Consider the following 19,094-nt stretch of genomic DNA (forward strand, 5'->3'; position numbering starts at 1 on the left):
CACGGGGCGTAGCACCTTCGCACTCGCAGCAAAAGTATCTGATGGGGTCGGGCTTAACGCTTTCTCAAAGCCCATGCGTGCAAAAGCCGGACATGTCCGCAGATGTTGCATCCGAAACGACGAAGGGGCCTGCAACCCGCGATTTTGCCAGGACCCGCCGCCGCGAGCGCCTCGTCGCGCCCGCGCCCGTCGAAGCCGGTGCAAGCTTCCTGTTCGGAAGTGATTCGACCAATCGGCTGATCGCTCCGGAATGGCCACAGATGGCCTATGCCCTGCTGCTCTTCCCTCTGGCGATCAGTGCCTACCATCTCGTGATACCCTACGCGCCCGCCGCGTTTCTCGCGGTACTCGCCTCGATTGCGGCGCACTTGTCGAGATTGGCCGTCCGCTACGAGGCACAGAACCGGCTGGAAACAGGACAGCGCATGGCGCTGATGGGGGTTGCTGTCGCGCTGCCGATGTTCCTGTTCGGCTCGGCGATGGGAGCCTGGGGCAGTTCGGGACAGATCGACTGGTTCTTCTGCCTGGTAGCAGTGGCAACCGTGTCCCTGCTGGCTACCGTGGTCCAGTCAGGGCGCCTCGTCGGCGTTCTTGCCGCGCAGGTCTCGATCTGGTCCGGCATCACTTGCGTGGTCAGCTCGTTCGGCGGCTACTTCTCTCTCGTCATCGGCGTGGGCATCGCCATTGCCGCCTATCTCCGCCAGCGGAAGATCGATCTTCTCCTGCGTGAGAAGCAGGAAAGCGATCAGCGCGCATCGACGCGCGCGCAGGAAATCCTCTCGGATTATGAAGAGACCGGCCAAGGCTGGTTCTGGGAGACCGATCGGCGTGGACAGCTTACCTATCTCTCCTCGCCGGTTGCCGATATTCTCGGGCGCAAGGTCGACGACCTGATCGGTCGCCCGTTTTCCGAGCTTTTCAACTTGTCGGAACAATCGGGCGAGGGCGAACGCACGCTTGCCTTCCACCTTTCGGCCCGCTCAGGCTTCAGCGAGCTTGCCGTGCGCGCGGCGACAACGGACGAGGAGCGCTGGTGGTCGATCACTGGCCGCCCGACTTACGATACCTTCAACAACTTCACCGGCTTTCGCGGCTCGGGCACCGATCTCACCGAGAAGCGCCGGTCGCAGGAGCATGCCTCGCGCCTTGCGCATTTCGATTCGCTGACCGGCCTGTCCAACCGCTTCCGCATGTCGCAGACGCTGGAGAAGATCCTGCTGGCGCCGCAACTGCACCACCGCGCCTGCACCGTGTTCCTGCTGGATCTCGATCGCTTCAAGCAGGTCAACGATACGCTCGGCCATCCCGCTGGCGATGCCTTGCTCAAGCAGGTGGCGCAGCGGCTGGAACGCGTGGTCGGCAAGATGGGCCGGGTCGGACGGCTCGGCGGCGACGAATTCCAGGTCATCCTGCCCGGCAAGATCGAGCGCGAGCAACTTGGCCATCTGGCCCATCGCATCATCGAGAGCCTGTCGCAGCCCTATTCGATCGAAGGCAGCCGCGTGATGATCGGCGCTTCGGTCGGCATCGCCCTCGCGCCCGACGATGGGGTTACCAGCGAAGCCCTGATCCGCAACGCCGACCTCGCCCTCTATGCGGCCAAGGATGGCGGACGCGGCCGCTTCCACTTCTACGCGCCTGACCTCCACAGCGATGCGGAAGAGCGCCGCCAGATGGAGGAAGACCTGCGCGATGCGGTCTCCAACGGCGGCCTCGAACTTTACTACCAACCCGTCGTGCAGACCGCGACCGAGAAGATTACGGGCTTCGAGGCGCTGCTGCGCTGGAACCATCCGGAACATGGCTGGATCAGCCCGAGCCGTTTCATTCCCATCGCCGAGGACACGGGCCTCATTGCCCCGATCGGCGAATGGGCCTTGCGCACCGCGTGCCAGGATCTGTCACGCTGGCCGGAGAACGTGCGCGTAGCCGTCAACGTCTCGCCGCTCCAGTTTGCCAATCCCTCGCTCCCGGTGATCGTCACCAATGCACTGGCAAGTTCGCAAGTGGCCGCTGAACGGCTCGAACTGGAGATTACCGAAAGCGTGTTCCTCAACGATGACGAGGGCACCGACCAGATGTTCAAGTCGCTGAAGGCCATCGGCGTGCGGCTCGCACTCGACGACTTCGGCACCGGCTATTCTTCGCTCGGCTATCTTCGCTCGGCCCCGTTCGACAAGATCAAGATCGACCAGAGCTTCGTGCGTGGCGCAACCCAGCCCGGCAGCCGCAACGGCGCGATCATCGCATCGATCGTCAGCCTCGCCGAAGCGCTCGGGATGGAAACGACGGCGGAAGGCGTGGAAACCCTCGACGAACTCGATCTCGTTCGCATGCTCGGCTGCAGCCACGTGCAGGGCTACATCTATGAGCGGCCGCTCTCGTCGATGAATGCTGCGGCCCGTCTCTCGACTGGCCTCATGGCCATCGCGCAGGGGCCCCGGTCAGCTCGCGCCGCGCGCCAGTCGATGCTGCGCAAGGTCGTGCTCGATCATGGCGGCCACCGCTACAATGCGATGGTCCGCAACATCAGCCAGACCGGCGCGCTCATTGAAGGGCTGTGGAACGTGCCGCCCGGCACGATCTTCCGCGTCCTGCTGGCCGACAATCACGCGGTCACGGCAACCTGCCGCTGGTCCAACGACGACCGCATGGGCGTGGAATTCTCGATGCCGCTTCGCCTCGACGAGGCAGGCCGCATTGCGGCGGTATCAGGCATCGCTTCGCCAGCAAGCGAGCCCGAGGCAGTCATCCAGCGCAAGGTCGGCTGAGCGGTCAGTCCAGCGCGGCCATCTTCTCCTCGGCCAACCGGTCCAATTCGGCGCGGCTCTTCTTCTCGGCCGCAGTCTTCAGCTGGCCACAAGCCGCATCGATGTCGCGCCCGCGCGGGGTGCGCACAGGCGCGCTGATGCCCGCCTCGAACACGATGTTGGCGAAGCTCTTGATGCGCTCGGGGCTGGAGCATTCGTAAGGCGCGCCCGGCCAAGGGTTGAACGGGATCAGGTTGACCTTGGCCGGCAGCTTGTACTGGCGGATCAGACGGACAAGCTCGCGCGCATCCTCGTCACTGTCGTTCTTGTCCTTGAGCATCACGTACTCGAAGGTGATGCGGCGGGCGTTCGAAGCGCCGGGATAGTCGGCGCAGGCCTGCAGCAGTTCATCGATGCCGTACTTGCGATTGATCGGCACGATCTCGTCGCGCACGTCCTTGGTCACCGCGTGGAGCGAGACCGCCAGGTTCACCCCGATCTCTTCGCCGCAACGTTCCATCATCGGCACCACGCCGCTGGTCGAAAGCGTGATGCGGCGCTTCGACAGCGCGAGTCCATCGCCGTCCATGACCAGCTTGAGCGCGTCGCGCACGTTGTCGAAGTTGTAGAGCGGTTCGCCCATGCCCATCATCACGATGTTGGTGAGCAGGCGTCCGTCCGAGGAATAGGCGCTCTCGTCCTCCTCGTCATCAAGACCGGCCATCGTGGCGAGGCGCGTGTCACTGGCGCTCTTCGGCCACTCGCCCAGCGCGTCGCGCGCAAGCATGACCTGGCCGACGATCTCGCCCGGCGTCAGGTTGCGCACCAGGCGCATCGTTCCGGTATGGCAGAACCGGCAATTGAGCGTGCAGCCCACCTGGCTCGAAACGCACAGCGTGCCGCGGTCGGCGTCGGGGATGAACACCATCTCGAAGTCGTGCTTGTCCGCCGTGCGCAGCAGCCACTTGCGGGTGCCGTCGGTCGAGACTTGCGCCTCGACGATCTCCGGCCGTCCGATCACGAACCGTTCGGCCAGCCACGGACGCATGGTCTTGGCAATGTCGGTCATCGCTTCGAACTCGGTCACGCCGCGATGGTAGAGCCAGTGGAACACCTGCTTGGCGCGCAGCTTGGCCGCCTTTGCATCAAGGCCTGCTGTTTCGAACAGGGAAGCAATCTGCTTTTTGGGCAAGCCGATAAGGTCGACGCGACCATCCTCGCGCGGCGTCACTTCGCGCGGCACTGGCACGGGATCGACATGCCCGGCGATGGGCATGTTGACGGGAAGCGAGGGGCTGGGATCGATCTGGCTCTGCATCGCGCGCATATAGTGATTCGTGGTGTCACAAGCAAACCGGGCCGCGCGAACGCATTGCGCTCGCCGTGGTTCCCGCTGTCCATCCCGCATCAAGCTCCAACTGTCGCAAATTATGTGGCTGAAATGTCACGGTTTCCTGTTGTGTGAGGTTCAGGAAACCGGATGCAGTTCCGCTCATTCCACCGGTCACTGTCGGGTCGCAATCGACAACAGAACCGGCAGGAAGTTTCGAATGGAGTGAGACATGAAGAAGATCTGCGCAATCCTCGCCGCCGGCACCGCCATCGCCGCCGCCCCTGCGTACGCGCAGGACGCCACCCCTGCCGAGGCGTTCAGCGGTTTCCACGCCGAAGCTCTCGTCGGCTATGACCATAACCGCTCGGGCAGCACCGAGGACGTCGACAACACCCGCAATCTCAAGCAGTCGATCGACGGCGTCGAGTACGGTGGCGCGATCGGTTACGACATCCCGCTCGGCACCAACCTCGTTGCCGGTGCCGAAGCCGAAATCACCGACAGCAGCGCCAGCTGGGACAACAACAATGACCAGCCCAACGTGTTCAACCTCGGCCGCGTCGATGCCGGTCGCCAGTACTACTTCGGTGCCCGCCTCGGCTACGCGATGAGCCCGAGCACGATGGTCTACCTCAAGGGTGGCTACAGCAATGCCCGCTACAACCTGCAGGGCACTGACGGCACCACCAACCTGCGCCAGCGCCTCGACACCGACGGCTACCGCGTCGGCGCGGGTGTTGAGCAGAAGATCGGCAGCAACGCCTTCGTGAAGCTCGAATACAAGTACGCCAACTACAGCAAGGGCGAATTCGACTTCAACGGCGACACGCCGGACTCGAGCCGCTTCAACATCGACACCGACCGTCACTCGGTGACGGCTGGCGTCGGCGTCCGCTTCTAAGCGTCGCGCTGACAAGCAAAGGGAAGGGCGGGCCGCAAGGCTCGCCCTTTTCGCTTGTCTCCCCTCCCGCAAGCGGGAGGGGCCGGGGGTGGGCAGGGGAGCCGCTGCCCTAACTCGCACACCCTAGCGCCGCCGCATCCATCGCCGAGGCTGCGCCGGAGAGCGCATAGACATCGCGGAACCTCCGCCCATCCGCCCCCTGCGCCGTCACCACCACCCGGGGCGCACTGCGCATCGCGGCGATGATCCCGGCATTGGCCCGCTGGTCCATCGGCCAGGCATCGGCCTGCCCCGCCTGCAGGGTGAAGTTCGCTTCGGGGAACGATACGTTGACCGACGAACCCGGCGCCAACCGCCGCGCCAGCCGTACGTGGACGGCCCCGCGAATGCCCCGCTTGGGCCAGTAGCCAACCGTGAAGTAGGGCTGGAACGTCTGCTCTCGCCCGTTAACTTTCTCGGCCATCGCAATGGCATAGCAGCGCGGCACGCCCGGATCGCGGAACGCCCCCCAGGTGCCGAACACGCCAAGGCTGTCGCGCGCCACCGCCGTCCCACCCAGCACCAGCGCTGCCAGAACCAGCAGCCGCCTCACGGCTCCTCCCGTTTCGCACCGTCGAGTGTCTTGCCTAGGCGTTCGGCTTCCTGAGCCTCGCGCAGCTTCTCACCCTTGGTCCGCCCGAACTTCGCCCGGTTGGCCTGCGCCTCCACCTCGCGCGAGACCCGCGCCTTGGCCTTGCGCACGCTCCGCAGGTTGACGACATCGCCCATCAGGCGTGCTCGATCCCGCGCTCGGAGCCATGGAACACGCGCTCCTCGCCATTCTCCACCAAGGCGATCGAGCCTTGCACCAGCGAGGGCGCAATCGGCGCGCCGTGGGCGGGATGGACCGGATAGCCCGCCATGATCCCACGCAACACCCGGCTGGAAATGCCATGCATGACGACGATGTGATCGCCGCTCTCGTCCGCCAGCCCATCGAGCCAGCGGTTGAGGCGCGCCGCGATCATCGGATAGTCCTCGCCATCGGGCGCCGGGCGCAGCAGGTGGTCCTCGATCACGATCGGGCCGACCTCGTCCTCGACATCACTGTACGACCGGCCGCACCACGATCCCATGTCGATCTCCTTGAGATCCATGGTCCGCCGTCCCGCAAACCAGTCGAGCCCCAGTTCCTCGGCAATCAGCGCCGCCGTCTGCAAGGCGCGTCCGGTGTCGGAGATGTGCAGCGTCACTTGCGGCCGCTCGCCCAGTTCCCGCCGCAGCGCGCAGCCCATCGCCACCGCCTGCTCGAAGCCCTGCCGCGTCAGTGGCGTATGGATATGGTTCGCCTGCAGCCGACGCGTCGCATTATAGACCGTCTCGCCGTGGCGCATGATGTAGAAGCGACCCCGTTTCATGGGAACGCTCATAGCGTCAGGCGTCGGGATAGGAAACGCTCATGATTTCCCACTCCTTCTCGCCCGAAGGCAGCCGTACCACGCGCAAATCCCCGACCCGCGCTCCGCGCAAGGCCTTGGCGATAGGCGCGCTCCACCCGATCAGCCCCCTCGAGGCATCCTGCTCGTCATCGCCGACCAGCGTCAGCACCTTGCGGTTGTCGTCCTCGTCGGCAATCTCGACACAGGCCCCGAACAGCACCCGCGTCCGATCCTCTTGGGCGCGAGGATCGACCACCCGCGCCGCCTTCATCCGCCGCGCGAGGAACGCCAGCTCCCGATCAATCTCCCGCATCCGCTTGCGCCCATAGAGATAATCGCCGTTCTCCGACCGATCGCCATTCCCGGCCGCCCAGCTGACGATCTCGACAATCGCAGGCCGCTCGGTGCCCAGCAGATGGTCATAGCGCGCACGCAAGGCGGCAAATCCGGCGGGGGTTATGGGGTGGCCGTCAGGCTTCATGGGGTGCTCATTCCGTTGTCGTTCAATTTGCCTAAGAGTAGTCGCTTTGATCAATTTGTGCGCTTGGAAATGTCCCGATGTGGTGTTACCTCTACCCAAGATATAGGATAGCAAATAAGGTACAATCCATGTCATTGCAGTCGAATATTGAAGAAAAGTACAAAATTAAAAATTTATCCGAGGCAACGTACGCAGATCGCGAAAAATTGATGAAAGCTGCTTCAGCCGGAGATCTGAGTAAAGAGGAGTTCATTGAAGTTTTAAAAATTGTGCCTGATGTTGTGAAAATTATCCCTGATTTTTTGCGAGCAGTTAGCGATTCAATGAAGTCAGCTGGTGAGTCTCAGAAGGCTGTTCTCGAGGTAGTGAACTCGTTAATTGAAAATCTGAAAATTCTATCGGAGAAGGCGCAAACGGAAGAACTTATCAAAGAGATATCCGATAAAACGATGGAGGCATTGAAAATAATGAGGGATATCAATAAGGATAATAATGAGAATTCTCGGTCTATGCTTACGATAGGCCTGTTGGCAATAGTTGGAGTTGTTGGAGTACTCACTGGAAAGTTATCCCCAGGGCAAGCTGCCAAAATTACGTCTGGTAAACTAGTCTAGAAAAACTTAACCGACTAACCCGGAAGTTTCTCCCTCACCCCGGCTCCCGCTTCCCAATAAAGTAGCTCATCGGATTGCTCCCCCGATAGCTCGCATACTGCGGGTTCATCGCCTCATAGACCACTGCGTTTTCCAGCACACGCTGGACGTAGTTGCGAGTTTCGGAGAGGGGGATTTTCTCGATCCATTCCACCCAGTCGATCCCGCCGTTGCGCGGGTCGCCGTTGGCGCGCAGGAACTTGTTCACGTTGCCCGGGCCAGCGTTATAGGCCGCCACGGCCAGCGGCCACGAACCGTTGTAGTAATCGAGCATCCGCTGGAAATAGGCTGAGCCGAGCTGGATATTATACCCGGCATCCTGCGTCAGTGACGAGGCGTTGTACGACAGGCCGAGCTTGCCCGCCTGTTCGTTCGCGGTCCCCGGCATCAGCTGCATCAGCCCGCGCGCCCCGGCGTGGCTGACCGCGTTCTGCGCGAACTGGCTTTCCTGGCGGCTGATCGCGTGGATGCCGGTCCACTTGCTCTCGTAGCCCGGAGGCACCGGGATTAGCGGGAAGGCGATGTGCTGGAAATCGAGGTAGCCGCGCGCCGCCGCCGCTTGGCCCACGATAACGCCGAGATCGCGCCGCCCCAGCTCGCGCGCGAGGTTCGCCACCATCATGTGCTGCGCTTCGCTCTGCTGCTGCTCGGCCACTTCCTTGAAGAAGCGCACGGTCGTCTTCCAGTCGCCATTGCGGGCAACTTCGCGCACGGCCTGCGTCAGCGGCTGGCTGTAGAATCGGCTGCGCTCGTCCGCCGGGACCTGCACGTCCGAATCCTTGGCATATTGCGGCACCGGTCGGCCCAGCCGCTCCAGCGCAAGCAAGCCATAGAACTGGTCGCCATACTGCGCCGCCATCTCGAAATAGCGCCGCGCCTCGGCCTGTTGCCCCGCGCGCGCCGCCGCCTTTCCGGCCCAGTAGAAGCCTTTCGAGCGCGTCCCCGGCGTACGTGCCGCCGCGCCATAGCGCCAAAACAGCGGCGCCGCCCCGGCAAAGTCGCCAGTGTTGAAGTATCCCTGCGTGCCGCCCAGCCACATCAGCGAGGTGTAATCGTCACGCAGGCCATAGTTGAGCTGGCTGACGTCCTCGCCCGGCGCAAAGGCATCGTCGATCCCCGCGGCAATCCGCATCGCCGAGCGCGCATCGCCCGATGTCGCGGCACCACGCGCGTTGACGAGCAGTTCCTCGACCCACTTGTCGCGGTCCAGCGGTTGCCGCGCCAGCAGCGGGCGGTTGGCCAGCAGATCGCGCGCCGCCGCGCCTTGGCCGGACTTGCGCAACTGCCGCACGCGCTGGAAGATGAAGCCCGGATCGGCATTGAACTGCTGCGCGGGCACACCCGACAGCGCCGGGTAGGGATCGCCACCCTGCATCGCCGCCAGCCGCGCCGCGTCGATCGCCTTGCGTGCCGGGCTGACCCACACGATCTGCCGCGCCGCCTGATCGGTAGCGCCGGACCACAGCAGCGCGTCCATCCGCGCGTCGTGATCGTCGGGCGTGAAGCTGGTGCCCCATGCCGAGAGCAGCGCCGTCTCTGCCGCATCGGTCATCGCCCCGCCGCGCCATGCCGCTCGCGCAGCTTCCCGGGCCTCGGGCCGCCCGAGTTGCGTCAAAGCCAGCGCATATTGCGCGCGGCCAAGGTTGGTCAGCGGCGGCTTCTGGCTGAAATAGGCGACCAGCCGCGAAGGCTCGGCAAAGTCCCGCTCGAGCGAAAGTTCGGCATAGCGCCGCAGCTTCTCCTCGTCGGGAAAGCCGGGATAGGACAGGACGAAGCTGGAATAGTCCGAGAAGCCGAAGCGGTTGGAACTGGACAGCAGCTTCCATCGTTCCACCGCCGCCATCATCGGGCCACCCTGGCTGGCGGTCAGGTTGGCGCGGGCGCGGTCCCAGTCGGAACCATCGGCACCGTCAGCGCCACTCGCGTGCACGGCGCTCGAGGCGACTACCGTCTGGAGCAGAACCCCGGCAAACCCCCAGCGCAACATCAAGGCTTTCACGTCCATGCCGGACATACTATGGAGCGGCTCCTTATCACGCGCTGAACAGCGCCCCCATGGGTTCGGATCACGATGAACCGAACCGCATCATGGGGTAAACCGAGGGGTATTGTCCATGTTTTCCGGCTCGATTCCGGCCCTAGTGACTCCATTTCGCGATGGAGCGTTTGACGAGAAAGCGTTTCGTCGCCTCGTCGACTGGCAGATCGAGAACGGATCGTCGGGCCTCGTCCCCTGCGGCACCACCGGCGAGGCCTCGACCCTGTCGAATGCCGAGCACCACCGCGTCATCGAAGTCTGCGTCGAACAGGCTGCGGGCCGCGTTCCGGTGATCGCCGGCTGCGGCAGCAACGATACGATGAACGCCCTGCTGCACATGAACTTCTCGAAGAAGTGCGGTGCCCAGGCCGCGCTCTGCGTCGCGCCTTACTACAACCGGCCGAGCCAGGCGGGCATCATTGCCCACTTCAGCTACCTTGCCGAGCACAACGAGCTGCCGATCGTGCTCTACAACGTGCCCGGCCGCACGGTGACCGACATCCTGCCGGAAACCGTCTGCGAACTGGCCAAGCGCTATCCTGAAAAGATCATCGGCATCAAGGACGCCAGCGGCGACCTCAGCCGCGTTACCGACCACCGCATGGGCATCGGCAAGCACTTCTGCCAGCTTTCCGGTGACGATGAACTGGCGCTTCCTGCCAATGCTGCAGGTTCGGTCGGCTGCATCTCGGTCACCGCAAACGTCGCACCAAAGCTCTGCGCCGAATTCCAGGCCGCCTGCGCCGCCAACGACCTTGAAAAGGCGCGCGAGCTCAACGACAAGCTCTATCCGCTGCACTACGCGATGTTCTCCGACGCATCGCCTGCGCCGGTAAAGTATGCGCTTTCCCGCGTGTTCGAGGGCATCGGCGACGAGCTGCGCCTGCCGCTCGTCCCCGCCAGCGCCGAGGCGCGTGCCAAGGTCGACGCAGCGCTGGAGCATGCCGGCCTTATCTGATGGTCGCGGCGGACAAGCTTCTCGATGCCATGCGCAACAATCCCCGGGACTGGAGTCTCGGGGATGTCGAGAAAGTTTGCCGGATGTGGGGCATCGCCTGCTCGGCCCCGAAGCGAGGTTCGCACTACAAGCTCTATCATCCCGCGATAGCGGGCATCTTGACCATTCCCGCGCGAAGACCGATTAAGGCTATCTACATTCGTCTGCTGCTACAGATGGTTGACGAACTGGAACGCAAATGATGCCTCAGGTCTCAGATTATAGAGTGTATGTCGAACCGCTGGCCGCAAGCCTTGGTGGCGGCTTCGTGTCTTATGCTCCGGAACTGGAGGGCTGTCTGGCCGATGGTGACACACCGGATCAGGCTTTGACAGCGATCTATGATGCGATCGGATGCTGGATAGAGGCTGCGGTAGAGGCGGGGCGTCCGATCCCGGCGCCAGCAAATCCGCCACGTCGCATTTACGCCTGAACCAATCCCTTTCACATTTCGGCTGCACACACTACATGCAGCCGCATCATGGCTCGTCCCGTTCATCCAGAATTCGACAAGAAGAAGATCGTCGCCGAGAACCGGCGCGCCCGCTTCGAGTATTTCATCGAGGAGAAGTACGAGGCGGGCATCTGCCTGACCGGAACCGAGGTTAAGTCGCTGCGCTTCGGCGAGGGCTCGATCGCGGAAAGCTATGCCGAGGTGAAGGGCGGCGAAGTCTGGCTGGTCAATTCCAACGTGCCCGAATTCAGCCACGGCAACCGCTTCAACCACGTGCCCAAGCGCCCGCGCAAGCTGCTCCTGAAGGAGCGCCAGATCGCCAAGTTTACGGGCGCGGTGGAGCGCAAGGGCATGACGCTGGTGCCGCTGTCGATCTATTTCAACAGCCGGGGCCGCGCGAAAGTCGAGCTCGCGCTGTGCAAGGGCAAGAACGTTGCCGACAAGCGCGCCACGATCAAGGATCGCGACTGGAAGCGGGACAAGGCGCGGATCATGAAGGACCACGGATAAGTCACTGCAGCGGTGATCCACTTCACCGACCGGCAAGGAAATCCGGTCTAGTGCGCACAAATGGGCCCGTGGCGGGGCGGACGGGAAACGGGTACAACAGGCGCGTAATGTTCGAGCGGATCGTCAACTGGGCGCGGGCCAACATGCCGACGCGCGAGCAGATGGAGCAGAACCGCTTCGCGCGTCCGCTCGCCGCACGCCATGAACTGTGGCGCTTCACCCGCCGTTCGGTGCCGCGCGGGGTTGCGGCTGGCCTGTTCATCGGCATCTTCGCGCTGATCCCCGGCGTGCAGATCGTCGGCGCGGCCTTGATGTGCGTGCCGTGCCGCGGCAACATCCCGCTCGCCGTGCTGATGACCTTCATCTCGATCCCGCCGACGACGCTTTTCGTGTTCCTGCCGGGCGCAATCGCGGTCGGCAACAGCTTCGGCTTCCACGCCGATTTTTCCACGGTCCACGCGCTCGTCACCAAGGGGGCGGGGATTGGTGAGTGGTTGGCCTGGCTGGGGTCCGATGCCGCGCCCTCGCTCGTCATCGGCCTGTTCCTGATCTCGGTCGTTTCGGCCGGTGTTGGCTACGTCATCTCTGCCTTCGGCTGGCGCTGGTGGACAGCGCACAAGCGCAAGGTGCGCAAGGCTCGTGCCGCCGCGCGGGACTTCCCCGACTGATGCCGGTTGCGAGCGGCGATGCGGGGGACGTGGGCACTCAGGCCATCCCCCTGCGCGACTGGCTCATGCTTGGCGGTGCGGTGGCGGCCAGCTCTGCGGCGCTGTGGGGCATCTCCGGCCAGCCATTGCTCGCCGCCGGTTTCGTCGGCGGCGTCGCCGCAATCGGTCTGGCCCTGCGTCTGGCGATCCGTCCGGGCCAGCGCGAGGCCGAGCAGGACTTCGCCATCCCCGACTGGACCGTCACCAGCGCAGCCATCGCGCGCGACGATGTCGGCATTGCGATCACCGACCGTGCCGGGCGGCTGGTCTGTGCCAACGGGTTGATGAGCCAGTGGTTCGGCGTGTCCGCTGCACCGCCGCGCTTGCCGCTGGAGCGCGGCTCGGTCGAACTGCTTGAGGCCGCCACTCGCGCGGCGTGGCGCGATGGAGCCGCAAGCGCGGATGGCCTCGCTTCCACCGAAGGCACCTGGCGCGCGGAGATTTCGCGCGTCGGGCGCGGGGACGACTATCTCGTCTGGCGCTTCGCTCCGGTCGTGACGCAAGACCTCGTCGCCGACATGGCCGGACACATCGCCGGCAAGGTCGGGCGTGCGCTGGCACGCGAAGGACTCCAGGCAGCGGTCGTCTCGCCCGAGGGCGTTATCCTCGCCGCCAATTCCGCCTTCGCCCAGCGAGCGACCGGCTCGGTCAGCGCGCAGATGGCGGGCGCCGATTTCGTCTCGTTCCTTGCCAGCGACGAAAGCGACCGCATCTACTATGCCCGCGAGGGTCGCAAGGGCACGCCGGTCAAGCTCGTCCACGTGCCGGTGGCCGACCCTGATGGCGTCGCCAACACCGACCCTGCGCGCACCACATCGCTGTTCCTGCTGATCGACAACGGCGGTTTCGGGCAAGGCATCGGCGACGTCACGGCGGGCCTGCCCCAGATCGAGGCGCTGCTGGCCCGCCTGCCGCTCGGCCTTGCCATGACCGACCGCGACGGGCGCTTCCTCTTTGCCAACGCCGCGTTCCTGCGCGCTGCCGGACACGACGACACCATCCCGCCGCCATACCCGTCGGACCTTGTGATCAAGGAGGACAAGGGCGCGCTGGTCGATGCCGTGCGCCGCTATGCGCAGGGGCAGGCGACCGCGGGCGATGTTGCCGTGCGCCTGCGCGCCGCGCCCGACGAGCCGGTCTCGCTCAGCCTTGCCGGCGTGCGCGGGCTGGGCGAGGGGGCGGTGCTGCTCAGCCTCAAGGACTCGTCCGAGGAGACCCGGCTCAAGCGCGAGATTGCGCAGGCCACCAAGATGCAGGCGGTGGGGCAGCTGGCGGGCGGCGTTGCGCACGATTTCAACAACGTGCTCACCGCGATCATCGGCTATTGCGACCTCATGCTGATGCGCCACACGCCGGGCGACAGCGACTACGACGACATCCAGCAAGTCAAGGCCAACTCGAACCGCGCGGCCTCGCTCACCCGCCAGCTCCTCGCCTTCTCGCGGCAGCAGACGCTGCGCCCGCAGGTGCTGCAGCTGCCCGATGTGGTCGCTGAGGTTTCCGCGTTGCTGAAGCGGCTGATCGGCGAGAAGATCACGCTCGAAGTCACCCACGACCGCGATCTCGGCTTTGTCCGCGCCGACCCGACGCAGCTCGAGCAGGTCCTGCTCAACCTCGCCGTCAACGCCCGCGACGCGATCAGCGACAAGCTTGCCGCGTCGGGCGCCAAGGGTGGCGGCGTAGTCAAGCTGATGACCCGCCGCGTCACCGCCGCCGACGTGCGGGCAATGAAGAGCGAGATCCTCCCGGTGGGCGACTACACGGCGCTGGTGGTCGAGGACAACGGCCACGGCATCAAGCCGGGGCAGATCGGCAAGATCTTCGAGCCGTTCTTCACCACCAAGGAAAAGGGCAAGGGCACCGGTCTTGGCCTCTCCACCGTCTACGGCATCGTCAAGCAATCGGGCGGGTTCATCTTTGCCGAGAGCGAGGTGGGCAAGTTCACGCGGTTCAGCATCTACCTGCCGGTCCACGTGCCCGATGCCGCCGAGACGCTGGCGCGTCCTGCCGCAAAGGCCGAGCCGAAGCGCGAGTGGGCGGGCGGCGGGCGCATCCTGCTGGTCGAGGACGAGGACACCGTCCGCGCCGTGGCCGAACGCGCGCTGGTGCGGCAGGGGTATGAAGTGACCACCGCCGCCGACGGCGAGGAAGGGCTGGAGGCGATCGGCAAGGGCAGCTTCGACCTGGTGGTGTCGGACGTGGTCATGCCGACGATGGACGGCCCGGCGATGGCCCGCGAGATCCGCGCCCTGCGCCCGCAGATGCCGTTCCTGTTCATGTCGGGCTATGCCGAGGAGCAGCTGCGGCGCGAGATCGACATCCCCAACATGCACTTCCTGGCCAAGCCCTTCTCGGTCCAGCAGATCTGCGACGCAGTGGAAAACGTGCTGCGTTCGCGCTAATCCGTTCGCATATGTGAACGGGGGTTTACGGGGTTTACACTGTCCAGAGAAATTCCGTCATCCCGCGCGATGCGGATGGCAGATGCGCGCAACCCTCCGGTTTCAAACGGAAAGGGGAAAGGCGGTGGCGGCGCTTGGACTGTTCTGCCGACAACGGCGGCGGGAGAAGCGGCAGGACAGGGCGAGCGTGCCGGAGATCGACTTTTCAAGGAGCCGAACGAACCTGCACAAGCCCGCCGGTGTAGGAAAGCCGCGATAGTTCCATTCTGGCGGCAGTGGCTCAGTCCTCGCGCGGCGGGATCGCGCCGCGGCGCATGATCGTCCAGCCCGCCAGCGCATGACCTTCCCTTGCCGCCAGTGCGGGAGCCTGCCCGCGCAGGCGGGCGCCAAGGTACCCGGCGTTGAAGGCATCTCCGGCCCCGCTCGTGTCGACCGGGGCCAGCACGCGTTCGGGCGCAACGGTTTCGCCACCGGGCAGGAGACAACCCTGCGCGCCGAGCTTCACCACTGTTTCCGCACAGCCAAGGCCTTGCCAGTGGGCGGCGACCGCAGCAGCGTCGGTCTTGCCCGAGAGCATCGTTTCGTCCTCCAGCGTCGGCAGGCCGATGTGCGCGACGGCGATGGCCGCATCGCGCATGGCCCGCGCCACCGCCGGGTTCGGCCAGAGGCGGGGACGGTAGTTGCCGTCGAACGCGACCAGTCCGCCCCGCGCGCGGACCGTGCCCGCCAGCGCCAGCAGGGCTTCGCGGCCGCGTTGGGGCAGGACGGCGAGCGAGATCAGCGAGAAGGCCAGGAGATCGGCGTCTGCCGCAGTTTCCAGTGCGGCACCGATGCCCGCACAGTCGAACAGATGGCGGGCGGCGCTTTCGCCACGCCAGTAGGTGAAGCTGCGCTCACCCACGTCATCGGTAGTGATGGCATAGAGACCGGGGTTGCGCTGCGGGTCGGCAAGGACGAGGCCGGTGTCGAGCCCTTCTGCGGCCCATTGCGCGCGGAGATCGGCACTGAACGGGTCCGTGCCGAGCGCGGTCAGGTAGGCCGTATCGATGCCGCCGCGCGCCAGATGGATCGCGGTGTTCAGCGTATCGCCGCCATACCCGAGCCGCCAGCCGGAAGGCCCCTGGCCCGAGCCGTCACGCGACAGCTCGAGCATGGCTTCGCCGACAAGGACCGCCCGCATTCAGCGACAGGCCGGATTGGCCGCGCCCGGCACGGCATAGAACGCGACTGCGTGGCCGGGGACGGTGACGCCGGAGGGCACTGCTGTACCGTCCAGCCCGGTCAGCTTGAAGTCGGCTGTCAGGGCCGGAGCCTTGCCGTTGACCAGCACGGCGCGGGTGTCGAGCGGCTGACCGGTCATCGTCCAGCCGAGGCCCTTGCCGCCGAGGTTGATCTTCTGCGCGGCCTCGCCGGTGTTGAGCGCCATGACCGCAACGCCGCCGGGCTTGCCGGCAAGGCAATGGGCATAGAGGCGCAGTGCAGGCGAGGGCGACTTCGGCGAGGCAAGCACAGTGCTGCCCATCGTGCGCTTCCACAGCACCGCTGCCCAGTAATTGGGCCGCGGAGTCAGGGTGTCACGGTCAATCAGCGCGTAGTCGCTGGCTGCCAGCGTATTGTGCATGACCACCTGCAGCCCCTGCTGGGCTAGCGCGGCGTTCTGGTTGAGGTAGCGGAAGGTATCGAGGAAGGTCGACGCCCAAGGGGAGCCACCGCAAGCGGCCTGTGCGGTCTCGGTGTTCCACACGGGCTTGCCGGGTTCGAACCTGTCGCGCAGGGCCGCGTAGTAGCGGTAATCACGCACGGTCAGGTCGAGCCACTTGGCCGTCAACGCGTCCTGCTTCTGGGCCGTGCCGATGCCAAGGCCAAGGCAGCGCTGCGAGACGCTGCCATAGAAGTGGTACGACACCGCATCGACGCTGTCCGGATTGGCCTGCATCATGTCTTCGCTGCTGACATGGCTGCCCATTTCGGCGGGCACCGGCACGTCCTTGAGCAGGCCCGCTTCGCCGACGCCGCCGACGCCGAGGATCTTCATCTCCGGCACGGCCTTGCGCGCCCAATCGCGGAACAGGCGGAATTCGGCGCCGTAGTTGGCCGCCGTGTAGCCCTTGGGCATCTGCGGCGCAGCGCTGGGCATGTTGGCTTCGTTGAAGAACTCGGCGGCGTAGAGGGTGCCGCCGGCCTCGCGGGTGAGGTCGACAAGGCGCTGGGCCTGCGCAGGCGTCCATACGCCATTGGCATCGCGCGTGCCGTTGCTGACGGCGAAGCTGGTAACGATGGGCGCGTCGACCGCCTTCGAGAAGGCGACGACGTTCTTCCACTGATCGCGCGTCAGCACCTGCACGAAGCCTGCGGGCGGAGAGCTGAGATGCTCGCCCTCCGCTTCGAGATAGGTGTTGTTGGCCCAGGTGCCGCTGACGCGGACAAGGCTGGGGCCGAGCGCCCTGGCGAGGGCGACCAGCTTCGGATCGGTCAGGTCGATCGGCGGGCGCTGGCGGTAGCGCTCGTCTGCCGGACCGCCATAGGGCGCCCAGAAACGGCCACCAGTCACCTCGACCATCTCGATATTGTAGGCCTGGTAGCGATCGCTGACCGTGCCCAGCTTGGCCAGCGTGCCAAGCTGGAGCGAAGGGGTCGGCGACGCGGCCGCGCCGGTGAGGGCGACCAGTGCGGTCGCCGCAAGAAATGCCTTTTTCATCCTGTCCTCGCCAGTTCTCGTTATTGTCTCACCAGTTCCACATCGTGCCGTCTTCCAGTCGGGCGACGGGCAAGTAGGCGGGCTTGTAGGGGTACTTGGCGGCCAGCTTCTCGTCGATATCGACGCCGTGGCCGGGGGTTTCGCCGACGAAGAGCTCGCCCTTTTCGAACCAGTAGTCGTGCGGGAAGACGGCGTCGGTCTCTTCGGTGTGGCGCATGTATTCCTGGATGCCGAAGTTGGGGACCCAGGTGTCAAAGTGCAGCGCGCAGCCCATCGTTACCGGCGAGAGATCGGTCGCGCCGTGGCAGCCGGTGCGGATCTGATACATGCTTGCAAGATCGGCGATGCGGCGCAGGTGGGTAAGGCCGCCGGCGCCGACGACGGTGGCGCGGATGTAGTCGATCAGCTGGTTCTGGATCAGGTCCTTGGCATCCCAGATGGTGTTGAAGATCTCGCCCACGGCCAGCGGGGTGACGGTGTGCTGGCGGACGAGCCGGAAGGCTTCCTGGTTCTCGGCAGGGGTGCAGTCCTCCAGCCAGAACAGCTGGTAGGGCTCGAGCATCTTGCCGAGGTTGGCGGCTTCCTGCGGGGTGTAGCGGTGGTGGCCGTCGTGCAGCAGGTGATGGTCGAAGCCGTAGGTCTTGCGCAGCTCCTCGAACATCTTGGGTACATAGTTCAGCGCCTTGCGCGTGTCCCAACCGGTGACCGAGGGCAGCGAGGCATCGGCGGGTTCGTAGTAGAGCTTGCCGCGGCCCACGCCATAGGCATCCTTGATGCCGGGCACGCCGGTCTGGGCGCGGATCGCCTTGTAGCCCATGTCGATATAGTGGCCGACGGCCTCGACCGTCTCGGCGATGTCCGAACCGTTGGCGTGGCCATAGACCATGATCCCGTCACGGCTGCGCCCGCCGAGCAACTGGTAAAGCGGCATGCCGGCCATCTTGGCCTTGATGTCCCACAGCGCCATGTCGACCGCCGCAATGGCGCGCATGGTGACAGGGCCGCGCCGCCAGTAGGCGCCGCGATAGAGATACTGCCAGATGTCCTCGATCCGGCGCGGGTCCATGCCGATCAGGCAGGGCACGACATGCTCCTGCAGATAGGCGACGACCGAAAGTTCGCGGCCGTTGAGGGTCGCATCGCCGATGCCGTAGACGCCCTGATCGGTCTCGATCTTGAGCGTGACGAAATTGCGACCCGGGCAGGTGACGATGACGCGGGCGGCGGTGATCTTCATGGGCATAACTCGCTTTTGACGCCGGTAATGTGGTAATACCGATTGACTGACCAATTCCGGTCTGTCAAGTTCGGAAAAATTGGTAATACCGAAAAGTTCATGCGGCAGGCCGCTCGCCATGCCGGCTTTGCAAGGCGGTTTGCGCCGTGCGAAGATCCGGCCATGACGGACTGCGGGCCAACGCGTGATCGACCGGACAATCGAGAGACTGGAAATGCCCCGCAATCTTGAGCTTCACCCTGACCGTCTGTTTCCGGCCGAGCCATCGGTGCGCGCGATGGCGCGAGAGTTGTATGCGAGCGTGGCTGGGCTGCCGATTGTCAGTCCGCACGGGCACACCGATCCGCGCTGGTTTGCGGGTAACGAGACCTTCGGCAATGCGACCGAGCTGTTGCTGGTGCCCGATCACTACGTCTTCCGCATGCTCTATTCGCAAGGGGTGGCGCTCGAGGATCTGGGCGTGCGCAATCGTGGTGTCGATCCGCGTGCGGCTTGGCGGTTGTTTGCGCAAGCGT

The 19,094-nt window shown here is 64.8% G+C and carries 19 protein-coding genes; 10 read left to right on the plus strand and 9 right to left on the minus strand.

The genetic code is table 11. The annotated features are described in order from the left end of the window. Nucleotides 1–92 precede the first annotated feature (92 nt). Nucleotides 93–2,771, plus strand: a complete 2,679-nt coding sequence (locus I2488_RS16530) for an EAL domain-containing protein (RefSeq protein ID WP_196276910.1) — start codon at nucleotides 93–95, stop codon at nucleotides 2,769–2,771. 4 nt (nucleotides 2,772–2,775) lie between these two features. On the opposite strand, the gene rlmN is transcribed toward I2488_RS16530, so the two are convergent. Continuing rightward, entirely contained in the window at nucleotides 2,776–4,068 is a 1,293-nt protein-coding gene (rlmN, locus tag I2488_RS16535) for a dual-specificity RNA methyltransferase RlmN (protein ID WP_425492417.1), read from the minus strand. Nucleotides 4,069–4,312: 244 nt separating this feature from the next. On the opposite strand from rlmN, the gene I2488_RS16540 reads away from it, so the two are divergent. After that, the gene (locus tag I2488_RS16540) at nucleotides 4,313–4,984 is read left to right on the plus strand and encodes an outer membrane protein (RefSeq protein ID WP_196276912.1); all 672 of its coding nucleotides are present in this window, start codon (nucleotides 4,313–4,315) and stop codon (nucleotides 4,982–4,984) included. 109 nt (nucleotides 4,985–5,093) lie between these two features. Here the strand turns inward: I2488_RS16540 and I2488_RS16545 are convergent, their stop codons facing one another. From I2488_RS16545 to greB, 4 genes are read right to left on the minus strand one after another with little or no spacing between them, the layout of a single operon-like run. Next, on the minus strand, nucleotides 5,094–5,576 hold the full coding sequence (locus I2488_RS16545; RefSeq protein ID WP_196276913.1) for a hypothetical protein: 483 nt from the start codon (nucleotides 5,574–5,576) through the stop codon (nucleotides 5,094–5,096). Beyond that, nucleotides 5,573–5,752, minus strand: a complete 180-nt coding sequence (locus I2488_RS16550) for a DUF4169 family protein (protein ID WP_196276914.1) — start codon at nucleotides 5,750–5,752, stop codon at nucleotides 5,573–5,575. Before I2488_RS16550 ends, I2488_RS16545 begins: the two co-directional genes overlap by 4 nt. Beyond that, a complete protein-coding gene (locus tag I2488_RS16555; RefSeq protein ID WP_196276915.1) occupies nucleotides 5,752–6,381 on the minus strand; it encodes a phosphoglycerate mutase family protein in 630 nt (209 codons plus the stop codon). The genes I2488_RS16550 and I2488_RS16555 overlap by 1 nt, the downstream gene beginning before the upstream one ends. Before the next feature lie 16 nt (nucleotides 6,382–6,397). Next, nucleotides 6,398–6,883: a transcription elongation factor GreB gene (greB, locus tag I2488_RS16560; protein ID WP_196276916.1), complete on the minus strand. Its 486-nt coding sequence runs from the start codon at nucleotides 6,881–6,883 to the stop codon at nucleotides 6,398–6,400. A 128-nt stretch (nucleotides 6,884–7,011) separates the two neighbouring features. On the opposite strand from greB, the gene I2488_RS16565 reads away from it, so the two are divergent. Beyond that, a complete protein-coding gene (locus I2488_RS16565; RefSeq protein WP_196276917.1) occupies nucleotides 7,012–7,497 on the plus strand; it encodes a hypothetical protein in 486 nt (161 codons plus the stop codon). Nucleotides 7,498–7,531: 34 nt separating this feature from the next. Here the strand turns inward: I2488_RS16565 and I2488_RS16570 are convergent, their stop codons facing one another. Next, a complete protein-coding gene (locus I2488_RS16570) occupies nucleotides 7,532–9,550 on the minus strand; it encodes a lytic transglycosylase domain-containing protein (RefSeq protein WP_196276918.1) in 2,019 nt (672 codons plus the stop codon). 100 nt (nucleotides 9,551–9,650) lie between these two features. On the opposite strand from I2488_RS16570, the gene dapA reads away from it, so the two are divergent. The 6 genes from dapA (at nucleotide 9,651) to I2488_RS16600 (ending at nucleotide 14,644) form a co-directional block, all read left to right on the plus strand. Beyond that, nucleotides 9,651–10,532: a 4-hydroxy-tetrahydrodipicolinate synthase gene (gene dapA, locus I2488_RS16575; protein ID WP_196276919.1), complete on the plus strand. Its 882-nt coding sequence runs from the start codon at nucleotides 9,651–9,653 to the stop codon at nucleotides 10,530–10,532. Next, a complete protein-coding gene (locus I2488_RS16580; RefSeq protein WP_196276920.1) occupies nucleotides 10,532–10,774 on the plus strand; it encodes a type II toxin-antitoxin system HicA family toxin in 243 nt (80 codons plus the stop codon). The genes dapA and I2488_RS16580 overlap by 1 nt, the downstream gene beginning before the upstream one ends. After that, a complete protein-coding gene (locus I2488_RS16585) occupies nucleotides 10,774–11,004 on the plus strand; it encodes a type II toxin-antitoxin system HicB family antitoxin (RefSeq protein WP_246465728.1) in 231 nt (76 codons plus the stop codon). The genes I2488_RS16580 and I2488_RS16585 overlap by 1 nt, the downstream gene beginning before the upstream one ends. A gap of 48 nt (nucleotides 11,005–11,052) precedes the next feature. Then, nucleotides 11,053–11,535, plus strand: a complete 483-nt coding sequence (gene smpB / locus I2488_RS16590) for an SsrA-binding protein SmpB (RefSeq protein ID WP_196276922.1) — start codon at nucleotides 11,053–11,055, stop codon at nucleotides 11,533–11,535. A 107-nt stretch (nucleotides 11,536–11,642) separates the two neighbouring features. Then, nucleotides 11,643–12,203, plus strand: a complete 561-nt coding sequence (locus I2488_RS16595) for a DUF2062 domain-containing protein (RefSeq protein WP_196276923.1) — start codon at nucleotides 11,643–11,645, stop codon at nucleotides 12,201–12,203. Next, nucleotides 12,203–14,644, plus strand: a complete 2,442-nt coding sequence (locus tag I2488_RS16600) for a hybrid sensor histidine kinase/response regulator (RefSeq protein ID WP_246465729.1) — start codon at nucleotides 12,203–12,205, stop codon at nucleotides 14,642–14,644. The genes I2488_RS16595 and I2488_RS16600 overlap by 1 nt, the downstream gene beginning before the upstream one ends. A gap of 280 nt (nucleotides 14,645–14,924) precedes the next feature. Here I2488_RS16600 and I2488_RS16605 read toward each other — a convergent pair whose 3' ends face one another. The 3 genes from I2488_RS16605 to manD are packed head-to-tail and all read right to left on the minus strand — an operon-like array spanning nucleotide 14,925 to nucleotide 18,579. Continuing rightward, the gene (locus I2488_RS16605; protein ID WP_196276924.1) at nucleotides 14,925–15,824 is read right to left on the minus strand and encodes a sugar kinase; all 900 of its coding nucleotides are present in this window, start codon (nucleotides 15,822–15,824) and stop codon (nucleotides 14,925–14,927) included. Next, entirely contained in the window at nucleotides 15,825–17,342 is a 1,518-nt protein-coding gene (locus I2488_RS16610; protein WP_196276925.1) for a hypothetical protein, read from the minus strand. Nucleotides 17,343–17,370: 28 nt separating this feature from the next. Continuing rightward, nucleotides 17,371–18,579: a D-mannonate dehydratase ManD gene (gene manD, locus I2488_RS16615; protein ID WP_196276926.1), complete on the minus strand. Its 1,209-nt coding sequence runs from the start codon at nucleotides 18,577–18,579 to the stop codon at nucleotides 17,371–17,373. A gap of 214 nt (nucleotides 18,580–18,793) precedes the next feature. Between manD and I2488_RS16620 the strand changes: the two genes are divergently transcribed. After that, a partial coding sequence (locus I2488_RS16620) for a glucuronate isomerase (protein ID WP_196276927.1) occupies nucleotides 18,794–19,094 on the plus strand: 301 nt, incomplete at its 3' end.

The organism is Novosphingobium jiangmenense (assembly GCF_015694345.1).
GTDB classification, from domain to species: Bacteria; Pseudomonadota; Alphaproteobacteria; order Sphingomonadales; family Sphingomonadaceae; genus Novosphingobium; species Novosphingobium jiangmenense.